Consider the following 6,420-nt stretch of genomic DNA (forward strand, 5'->3'; position numbering starts at 1 on the left):
TGAAATCAACGGTAAATCCAAGTTGCTTTTCAAACCGCCGCAACCGCAAAACTTGCTGCAACCTGCTCCCTCCCCTGTGGGGGAGGGCTGGGGAGAGGGCATTCCCCGAATTTCGGTAACCCTTCCCAAATCCCTTGGTCCCCTAAAATACAAGCCTTGCGGCTTGTTGCCCTCTCTCTAGCTCTCTCCCACGGGAGAGAGGATGGGGTAGCTGCTGGGATTAAGGGTTCTGCGAGGAAAATAGGTTGTGCAGACGACTTTTATGCTTTTTAGACGACCTTTATGAATGCTTAATTCAGTCGGTTTGCACCCTATAATTTTCAATAATTTAATCAAAACCAGCCATCTGCTACCGTGCAGGCTGTTTTTCCAATTCCTGCAACACGCGCAGGATTTCCGCCAGCACATCGTTTGTCTGCTGCAAAATCTCGTGATTCCAAAAACGCAGCACGGTAAAGCCCAGGCTGTTGAGATATGCTGTCCGCGCGTGGTCGTATGCGGCTTGTTCTGTGTGCTGCCCGCCGTCTACTTCGATAATCAGCTTGGGCGTTACGCACATAAAATCAACAATATAATTTCCCATCGGCTGCTGGCGGCGGAATTTATAGCCGTTCAGACGGCCTGCCCGCAGGTGCTGCCACAATTTTGCTTCCGCTTCACTCATTTCTTGACGCATGGCTTTGGCGCGTTGATGCAGGGCGGGGTTGTCGGCGGTCAATAGTTTTTCGGGCGGGTTCATTTTTTATTATTGGGTGCGGGAAACACCTTGATGACAATCTTTTTTCTTTTTTCAGACGACCTTTTACGTTTTTATTTTGCACAGGCCGTCTGAAAACTTCCTTAAAGGCTGGTGATAAATGTAATCAAGCCCAAAATGATACCGGGGGCGTTTGCCAGTATGATGGGGTAGTCGCGTTTTTCTTTCAAAAAGCCGTAGGCAAACCATAATGTGCAGTTGATGGCGGCGACGAGGGGTTGCAACGGCGAGCCGGGGTTGCCGGCAAGGTTGTTTTGGATTTGCGGGATATAAGAAACGTACATACCGACGGCGGCCAGGGTGGCGACTACGGAGAGGATGCGCATTTGTTTTTCAGTCATGGGAGTTTCCTTTCTGACTTGAGTTACAGGGTTTTGAACTGCTTGATTTTCAGACGGCCTGCCGGATTTGACGGCCGTCTGAAAAATTCGCTTTATTGCTTCGCCGCTTTCATATTGTCAATGAATTTGTCGAACAGATAGCCGACATCCTGCGGGCCGGGGCTGGCTTCCGGGTGGCCTTGGAAGCAGAACACGGGTTTGTCGGTCAGCTCGATGCCTTGCAAGGTGTTGTCAAACAAGGATTTGTGGGTAATGCGTGCGTTGGCAGGCAGGGTGTCGGCATCGACGGCGAAACCGTGGTTTTGGCTGGTAATGACGACTTTGCTGCTATCCAAATCTTGTACAGGGTGGTTGGCACCGTGATGGCTGAAGCGCATTTTCAGGGTTTTCGCACCGATGGCGAGGCTGATCAGCTGGTGTCCCAAACAAATGCCGAAAATCGGTTTGCCGCTTTCCATCAGTTTTTGTACGGCTTTGATGGCGTAGTCGCAAGGCTCGGGGTCGCCGGGGCCGTTGGACAGGAATACGCCGTCGGGGTTGAGTGCCAACACGTCTTCCGCGCTGGTTTGGGCGGGGACGACGGTCAGGCGGCAGCTGCGTGAGGCGAGCATACGCAGGATGTTGGTTTTTACGCCGAAATCGTAAGCGACGACGTGGAACGGCTGTTCGGCAGGGGTAACGAAACCTTTGCCCAACGCCCATTCGCCTTCGGTCCATTCGTAGGCTTCTTTGCAGGAAACTTCTTTTGCCAAGTCTTTGCCGACCATGCTGCCGAACGCGGTGATGAGTTCTTGCGCTTTTTCAACTGTCGCGTCCGCACCGGTCAAAATCGCGCCGCCTTGTGCGCCTTTTTCGCGCAGCAGCGTGGTCAGGCGGCGGGTGTCGATGTCGGCGATGGCGACGGTTTTATTGCGCACCAGATAGTCGTGAAGGCTTTCGGAGGCGCGGAAGTTGCTGTGCAACAGCGGCAGGTCGCGGATAATCAAGCCTGCGGCATAAACGCTGCGGCTTTCTTCGTCTTCGGCGTTGGTGCCGGTATTGCCGATGTGGGGGTAGGTGAGGGTAACGATTTGTTTGCAGTAGGACGGGTCGGTCAGGATTTCCTGATAGCCGGTCATGGAAGTGTTGAACACGACTTCGCCGGAAGTCGAACCTTCGTAACCGATTGATGTGCCATGAAATACGCTGCCGTCAGCGAGAACGAGAAGAGCCGGAGTGGTCATGATGAATCCTGTTTGCCTGATGATGGTCGGTTTGCAGAAACGGGCAGGGGTCGTCTGAAAATTGTTTACAAAAAAGACCGCCTGAGAAAATATCGGCTAAAAAAACACGCCCCGCAGCCTTGATTTTGCTGCGTAACGTGCTTTTTCAGGCATAGCTGCCTATGCCGTAGAAGCAATGCATTCTACGTCAAAAAGCCACATCGTTCAAGCCGTGACGTGGCAACGGATTTTGCCTTTACAATCGCGCCGCCTGTTTCATTTTCGCCATTGTTCGCCGCGTCAGATAAAAAAAACAGCCCGAACCCCACATAAATGACATCGTAAATGTTAGAATCTCATTCCGAGAAAATAAAAACAACGTCATCATCCGTCAACCGACGATTTTATGAAAAAAGAACGCATTATGAAAAACAAACCTTCACGTTGCCCCGGCTCCATCCGTCCGATGATTTACAGCATCGCCTCCGCGCTCGCACTGATGGGGGCGGCATCACAAGCGCAAGCACAGTTTGCCAAAACCCCGCTTTATTTGCAAAACGAAAGCCAAATTACAGAGCAGCCGAAAGTCAAACATAACATTATGTTTTTTATTGATGATTCGGCGAGTATGGGTTCTATTGTACCTGGAGCCAGGGGGAAGAGGGGGGAACCTTTAAATAGGTTAGAAGTAACGAAAAATGCGCTAAATGATATTCTTGATCAATATAAGGATCAGTTTAACTGGGGGTTGCAGACGCTTCATAACAATGGTCGATCAGATGCTGATTTTTTCAGTTCTGACCCAGAGGCAATGAAAACGCGTGTCAACAAGATGAGTACTGGCTATGCAACCCCAGCAACACGCCGCTATTTTGAAATTGTCAGTACGATTGTTATGCCTAAGGTTGAGTACCGTTGTCAAAAATCGTATGTCGTCATGATGTCGGATGGCGATGCTAACTATAGCTCTTATTGTGGTAATTCTCCATATTGGCCAGATAGGACGATTTTTGATTATGATGCCCGTCGTTTTTATTATGCTGCTAAAGATTACAATTGGAGAGTTCATAATGCTTATGATAGTGAAGATTACCAGAAAGCATACGAATATTTCGGCGAACGAAAAGGGCAGGATAGGCTTTTACGTTGTATGAGGGCAGAGCCTTCCTACGATCAGTTTTGGGATCGCGGTAACGGTTTGGCCTTTTTCAGTAAAAAACTAGCAGAAAAAGACTTTAAAGTCGGTGGTAAGGATAAAGCGGGTAAGAGCTGGGATGGCGATCCAAATGATTTTGGGGACTACAAAAAGCAAACTGTTCAAACATTTACTGTAGGTTTTGGTGGCGATATTACCCTGGCAGGTGAAGATTATCTGAAGCGAGGCGCCAGTAAAAAAGAGTGGTATTACATTGCTAATAAATCAGAAACCTTACTTGAGGCATTCAAAACTATTACAGATACGATTAAAAATGATAGCCAAAGTGAACCGATTACTTTGGATGGCGGTACCGCTCCGGCAACTTCCAGCAGCGGTATTCCTGATTTGGCGGCAACCATCAAGCTGAATACCGGCTCTTGGAGTAGCCAGATTTTATTTAATAAATTGAATAATATTGATGGTAGACGGGAAGGTACAGTTACCCAGCCTTCCTTTGGTAATCGTAAAACATTGATTAACACAGGTTCTAATACTTACTTTATCGACGCCATCCCTGCTAATAAAGTCAACAATGCCTATTTCGGTATTGAGAATACTGACAAAGACGAATGGAAAAAACTGCTCAATTGGACAGGCAGGGTTGGCAGTGATGACAGTGCATACAAGCCTTACCGTGACCGTAAACCTGGAGAGCGTGATTTGGGCGATATTTTGGATGGTTCTGTTGCTGCAGTCGGCAATCTTGAGCATGGTCGCCGCAAATATTTGGTTGCCGCAGCCAACGATGGCATGGTGCATATTTTCCAAAGCACGGCAGGAGACTATCCTTATGATTTGAAAGTCAGCTATCTTCCTTCAGCGATGGAGCGTGAAAACGATGCGTCAGGCAACCCGATTACGCTTGCCAAAGTATTGAAAGACATTGCACATGCGGATTATGGAAAATCCATCGAAAACCATAAATATGGTGTAAACGGCGGTTTTACCCTGCGTCAGACCCCTGTTGCAGAACAAGGCAGTAAGTTTCAGCAGCGCGTGTTTATGTTTGGCGCGATGGGGCAAGGCGGACGTGGCGCATACGCTCTCAATATAGGCGGTAAAGAAGATCAAACCACCGATACCGGTCTGGATGCGGCTGCTTGGAGCGATAAAGTTCCTTTGTTTGAAACTACCAAAGGTAAAGACAATACTTTGGGCTTTACTATCGGTACGCCGCAAATCGGTCGCGTTTCCATCAAACGTGAAACTGACGGTAGCGCCAAACTGGAGGAAAACATCCGTTACGCAGGCTTCCTCGCCAGTGGCTACGCAGCCGAAGAAAAAGATGCGACAGCCAACGAAACTGCGTTATATGTTTACGAAATGCTTGGTAAAGAAGTCGGTACAGGCAAGAAACGCGGTCAGTCTGCGGGAAAAGAAGATAAGGCAGGTAAGGAGTTGGCGAAAATTATCGTGCCGGGCGGTGTAGGCGGTCTGTCCACACCGACACTGCTTGATACCGATTTTGACGGAGTTGTCGATTTTGCCTATGCAGGCGACAGAGGGGGTAATATGTACCGCTTCGACCTGCGCGGTGAAACGCCGAAAAATTGGACTGCGGTCAAAATCTTCTCAGGTTCGTCAAGCAAGCCGATTACCTCGGCTCCTGCCGTATCACGAAAAGGAGCTAAGGAATACGTCGTGATTTTCGGTACAGGTAGTGAAATCTACCAAAGTGATTTGAGCAATACTGAAAAACAATCGATTTACGGTATTTTTCAAAAACTGGATAAAGCGCCGAAAGATCTATTCGAAGACAAGACAAATCAGGATGTTACCGAGCAAAACCTGCGCGAGCAAACGATTACTGAGGTAGAGCAGTCATATAACGATGGAAACAATCAGCCACGAACCAGTAAGGCATTGTATCTGAGTAATGAAAAAATTGAAGAGACACATAAAGGCTGGTTCATCAATCTAGGTTCCGGCGAGCGTGTCAGCATTAAGCCGACTATGATTCTGCGTACTGCCATCGTTACGATACGCAAGTACACTTCCGATGGCGGTAAGACTATCGGCAAGGAGGAAGCGGAAAAAGACTTGTGTATGCCTGTCAGCAACAATAAGTCAACTGTAACCAGCACGACCTTCCTCGGCATCAATGCTGATAACGGCGGTGCACTCAATAGCCGTAGCGCACGTTTTACGCCTGATATATTTAAGCGTGAATTGAGCGGTTTCGGTACGCAATACGCCAACGGTTTGACTCAAGAGGGTATTGTCAGCTTCACCTTTATCGATCCGAACAAGCGTACAGACGATCCTGTTACTGCCGATGGTGACAGCGGTGAAACCGGTACGGATAAGGAGCTTGGTTTGGGGTCTGGTACGCCAAACAACAAATGCTTCTCAGGCAAAGAGGGTGACCAACGCAGCTTGTTGCTGAATAATGCGCAATCACTGGAAGTGAAAGGCCGTATCTGTGGTCTGCAACGTATCAGCTGGCGCGAGCTGTTTTTCTGATTGGTTTAGTTAAACGTCGCATCCGATAGAAAGGTCGTCTGAAAACTTGGAAACAGGTTGAACTGCACCCCAAAAGTTGGACATCCCCTCCAACTCACAAGGTGCAGTTTTTTTATGAGCAAATATACATTACACTTCAAATACCAAGCCGTACTCCACTACCTGCATATACGCAGCCAACAACGTACCGCAGACCACTACGGCATTTCCCGAACCCACCTGAGACGATGGATACGCGCCTATCAAGAAGGCGGTATCGGCGCACTCGAACATCCCCAATCCAAAACCATGCCCCAACACCGCAAAAACCCCTTCATCGCAGATAAACCCGACCACGAAAAACACAGGCAGAGCTTATCGAAGAGTTGTGCTATATGCGCGCAAAGGTCGCCTACCTAAAGGAGTTAAAAGCCCTCAGCCAAAAACAGACCGAAAAGGACAAAGCCAAACCGTCCAAAC

6 protein-coding genes are annotated in these 6,420 nt (G+C 48.5%); 3 read left to right on the forward strand and 3 right to left on the reverse strand.

Annotation, left to right across the window (positions count from 1 at the left end; genetic code table 11):
* The coding region (locus HMPREF1028_RS15640) for a hypothetical protein (protein WP_232203850.1) at positions 1-181 on the forward strand (181 nt) is incomplete at its 5' end.
* 168 nt (positions 182-349) lie between these two features.
* Here HMPREF1028_RS15640 and HMPREF1028_RS12060 read toward each other — a convergent pair.
* From HMPREF1028_RS12060 to carA, 3 genes are all read right to left on the reverse strand, one after another.
* Positions 350-739, reverse strand: a complete 390-nt coding sequence (locus HMPREF1028_RS12060; RefSeq protein ID WP_009313046.1) for an endonuclease domain-containing protein — start codon at positions 737-739, stop codon at positions 350-352.
* 101 nt (positions 740-840) lie between these two features.
* A complete protein-coding gene (locus HMPREF1028_RS12065) occupies positions 841-1,098 on the reverse strand; it encodes a SemiSWEET family transporter (RefSeq protein ID WP_009313048.1) in 258 nt (85 codons plus the stop codon).
* A gap of 92 nt (positions 1,099-1,190) precedes the next feature.
* Complete coding sequence (gene carA / locus HMPREF1028_RS12070) at positions 1,191-2,321, reverse strand: glutamine-hydrolyzing carbamoyl-phosphate synthase small subunit (protein ID WP_009313049.1); 1,131 nt, start codon at positions 2,319-2,321, stop codon at positions 1,191-1,193.
* 385 nt (positions 2,322-2,706) lie between these two features.
* Here carA and pilC point away from each other — a divergent pair, with 385 nt between their 5' ends.
* Both pilC and HMPREF1028_RS12080 read left to right on the forward strand, forming a co-directional pair.
* Positions 2,707-5,961 carry a PilC family type IV pilus tip adhesin gene (gene pilC, locus HMPREF1028_RS12075; RefSeq protein ID WP_009313052.1) on the forward strand — a complete coding sequence of 1,085 codons (3,255 nt, stop codon included), beginning with the start codon at positions 2,707-2,709 and terminating at the stop codon, positions 5,959-5,961.
* A 114-nt stretch (positions 5,962-6,075) separates the two neighbouring features.
* Positions 6,076-6,360: a helix-turn-helix domain-containing protein gene (locus HMPREF1028_RS12080; protein ID WP_009313054.1), complete on the forward strand. Its 285-nt coding sequence runs from the start codon at positions 6,076-6,078 to the stop codon at positions 6,358-6,360.
* The last annotated feature ends 60 nt before the right edge of the window (positions 6,361-6,420 follow it).

This window comes from Neisseria sp. GT4A_CT1 (assembly GCF_000227275.1).
Lineage (GTDB): Bacteria > Pseudomonadota > Gammaproteobacteria > Burkholderiales > Neisseriaceae > Neisseria.